The 3,376-nt window shown below is 44.2% G+C and carries 4 protein-coding genes; 3 read left to right on the top strand and 1 reads right to left on the bottom strand.

What is annotated here, in order from left to right; translation table 11 throughout:
• The 3 genes from PX636_RS16875 to ureC form a co-directional block, all read left to right on the top strand.
• The coding region (locus tag PX636_RS16875; RefSeq protein ID WP_288117955.1) for an element excision factor XisI family protein at nt 1–162 on the top strand (162 nt) is incomplete at its 5' end.
• Nucleotides 163–340: 178 nt separating this feature from the next.
• Nucleotides 341–1,237, top strand: a complete 897-nt coding sequence (locus PX636_RS16870) for a polyphosphate kinase 2 family protein (RefSeq protein WP_147068871.1) — start codon at nt 341–343, stop codon at nt 1,235–1,237.
• Between the two features lie 81 nt (nt 1,238–1,318).
• The gene (gene ureC / locus PX636_RS16865) at nt 1,319–3,028 is read left to right on the top strand and encodes an urease subunit alpha (protein ID WP_002735350.1); all 1,710 of its coding nucleotides are present in this window, start codon (nt 1,319–1,321) and stop codon (nt 3,026–3,028) included.
• Nucleotides 3,029–3,090: 62 nt separating this feature from the next.
• On the opposite strand, the gene PX636_RS16860 is transcribed toward ureC, so the two are convergent.
• Nucleotides 3,091–3,376 (bottom strand): LPP leucine zipper domain-containing protein (locus PX636_RS16860; protein ID WP_288117954.1); only part of this gene is annotated, 286 nt, incomplete at its 5' end.

The following is a 3,376-nucleotide window of genomic DNA, read 5'->3' as shown; positions in this document are numbered from 1 at the left end:
GTTTATCTTCGTCCAAAAAATGACAAAATTTATATTGAAGAAGATTGGACAGAAGCAGGTATCGCCACGGAATTAATGCGCGTAGGAATTCCCAGTAGTGAAATAGTTTTAGCTTTTCAACCTCCCGAAGTGCGTCAGTTTACCGAATTTGCGATCACCTAAAAATTATTCTTTACTTTCTCGTCAGATGAGGAGTCGCTAAAATCGAGTATTTAAATATACTTGTTTCTAGGTCATTTCTGTCACTTCATCCTTGGCTCGCCGGTTCAAGGGTTAGATATTTTCCGAGCAAAAGTGCTACAATGTAATCTTAGGGGTCAAAACAATCAAGGAGAAGAGCATGGTCAGCAAAATTGATCGCCAAGCATTTTTACAATCCTTAATCGTGCCACCGGGTAAAGAAATTTCTCTGCACAAAGACTACGATCCCGGGTTTAAGCCAGACTACATTACCAAAGAAGATGCCACTTTGCTGCTGCAACAGGGTATCGAAAAAATGGCCGAGTTTCAAGATAAACTTTATGCTCAGGATACCTATGCCCTGTTAATTAATCTGCAAGCCATGGATGCGGCGGGTAAAGATGGTACGATCAGGCACGTTATGTCGGGCTTAAATCCCCAAGGCTGTCAGGTATTTAGCTTTAAAGTACCCTCGGCCGAAGAACTAGATCACGATTATCTCTGGCGATATTATAAAGCTTTACCGGAGCGAGGTCGTATCGGTATTTTTAATCGTTCCTACTACGAAGAATTATTAGTCGTGCGCGTCCATCAAAATTTATTGGAACGGCAAAAACTCCCCCCGGAAGACAGAACCAAGAAAGTTTGGCATCGACGTTTTGAGGAGATTAATAATTTTGAAAAATATCTGGTTAACAATGGGGTTATTGTCCTGAAATTCTTTCTCAATGTTTCTAAAGAAGAACAGAAAAAACGATTTTTGGAAAGAATTGATCGCCCCGAAAAAAACTGGAAGTTTTCTGAAAATGATGTCAAAGAAAGAGCTTTTTGGGGTGATTACATGAAAGCCTACGAGGAGGTATTCAATCATACCAGTACCGAATGGGCCCCCTGGTATATTATCCCGGCTGATCGCAAATGGTTTACCCGTTTAGCTGTGGGGGCGGTTATTTATCACACCCTCGAATCCCTTGGTTTAAAATATCCCACCGTCACCGAAGAACATCACCAAGCTTTACTGAAAGCCAAAGAAATCCTCGAAAACGAGCCAGATTAAAAATGGAAGAAAATCCCCAAAAAGCGATAATTGCCGGAAAATCGATCGTATAATCAATGTCGATTTGAGAGAATTACCCCTATGAATTATCGCATCGATCGCCGCACCTATGCTGAAACCTACGGCCCCACCGTCGGAGATAAAGTTCGCCTGGCAGACACGGAATTATTTATCGAAGTCGAAAAAGATTTCACCACCTACGGCGATGAGGTAAAATTCGGCGGCGGTAAAGTAATTCGCGATGGGATGGGCCAATCCCCCATTTCTAGGGAAGATGGGGCGGTAGATCTAGTGATTACTAATGCCTTAATTCTCGACTGGTGGGGCATCGTTAAAGCCGATGTGGGCATTAAAGACGGCAAAATTTATAAAATCGGTAAAGCGGGCAATCCCCACATTCAAGATAATGTCGATATTATCATCGGACCTGCTACCGAGGCATTAGCCGGGGAGGGGATGATTTTGACAGCAGGGGGGATTGATGCCCATATTCATTTTATCTGTCCCCAACAAATTGAGACAGCGATCGCGTCGGGGATTACCACGATGATTGGTGGCGGGACCGGACCTGCGACGGGAACTAATGCCACCACCTGCACCCCGGGAGAATGGAACATCTATCGAATGCTAGAGGCCGCCGAAGCTTTCCCGATGAATTTGGGTTTTTTGGGTAAAGGCAATAGCAGTCAGCCGGAAGGACTAGCGGAACAGGTAAAAGCGGGGGTAATTGGCTTAAAACTCCATGAAGATTGGGGAACCACTCCGGCAGCCATTGATACCTGTTTAAGCGTGGCCGATAAGTACGATGTGCAGGTGGCGATTCATACCGATACTCTCAATGAGGCCGGTTTTGTCGAGGCCACTATCGCCGCTTTTAAAAATCGCGTCATTCACACCTATCACACGGAAGGGGCCGGCGGTGGTCATGCTCCCGATATTATCAGGGTTTGCGGGGAAATGAACGTTTTACCCTCCTCTACCAATCCCACCCGTCCCTATACGACGAATACCTTAGAGGAACACCTCGATATGTTGATGGTTTGTCATCATTTAGACCGGAGTATTCCCGAAGATGTGGCTTTTGCTGAATCCCGCATCCGCCGAGAGACTATTGCCGCCGAGGATATTCTCCACGATTTAGGGGCTTTTAGCATCATTTCCTCCGATTCTCAAGCTATGGGACGGGTGGGGGAAGTAATTATCCGCACTTGGCAAACTGCCCACAAAATGCGGGTACAACGAGGCAGACTGACCGGGGAAACGGGAGAGAATGATAATCTGCGGGCAAGACGATATATTGCTAAATATACGATTAATCCTGCTATTACCCATGGTGTCTCCGATTATGTCGGTTCCATCGAGGTGGGCAAATTAGCCGATTTGGTTCTCTGGAAACCGGCATTTTTTGGCGTAAAACCGGAAATTGTCCTGAAAGGCGGTTTAATCGCCTGGGCGCAAATGGGCGATGCTAATGCCAGTATTCCCACACCCCAACCGGTTTATATGCGTCCCATGTTTGCCTCTTTTGGCGGTGCGATCGCCAAAACTTCCTTGACATTTGTTTCTAAATATGCTATGAAAGCGGGCATTCCTGAGAAGTTAAAGCTGAAAAAAACCGCCGTGGCAGTGTCGAATACGCGCAATATCAGTAAGGCTAGTATGAAGCTTAATGACGCTTTACCGCGCATGGAAGTTAATCCCGAAACCTACGAGGTGCGTGCTGACGGGGAATTATTAATCTGTGAACCCGCTACGGTTTTACCTATGGCCCAACGCTATTTCCTATTTTGAATTCGATTTCAGATTCAGAAAACGGGTTTTTTCAAAAAACCCGTTTTCTTTTTGAATCACAGTTAAGGATTAGTAGGAAGGTTTGGTAAAAATAACTTAACTAATCCTGCCATTAGTGCAGTAACAATAGCAACAAAGATGGTTCGATTAGTAAATTCCAAGTTATCTAGTCGTTTATTCACGCCTGTTAATTCTCCTTTAATATTTGCTATGTCAACTCTTAAGTTATTCACTTCTTCAGATAGCTTGTCTATTTTGCTATTAAGTTGTTCAGATAATCTGTCTATTTTGCCATTAAGTTGTTCAGATGACTTGTCTATTTTGTCATTAACTTCTTTGAATTGTCCT

It is taken from the genome of Microcystis sp. M53598_WE2, assembly GCF_030067735.1.
GTDB lineage: Bacteria > Cyanobacteriota > Cyanobacteriia > Cyanobacteriales > Microcystaceae > Microcystis > Microcystis aeruginosa.
The sequence above is the reverse complement of the archived record's forward strand: the minus strand, read 5'-3'. Positions and strand labels throughout refer to the sequence as shown.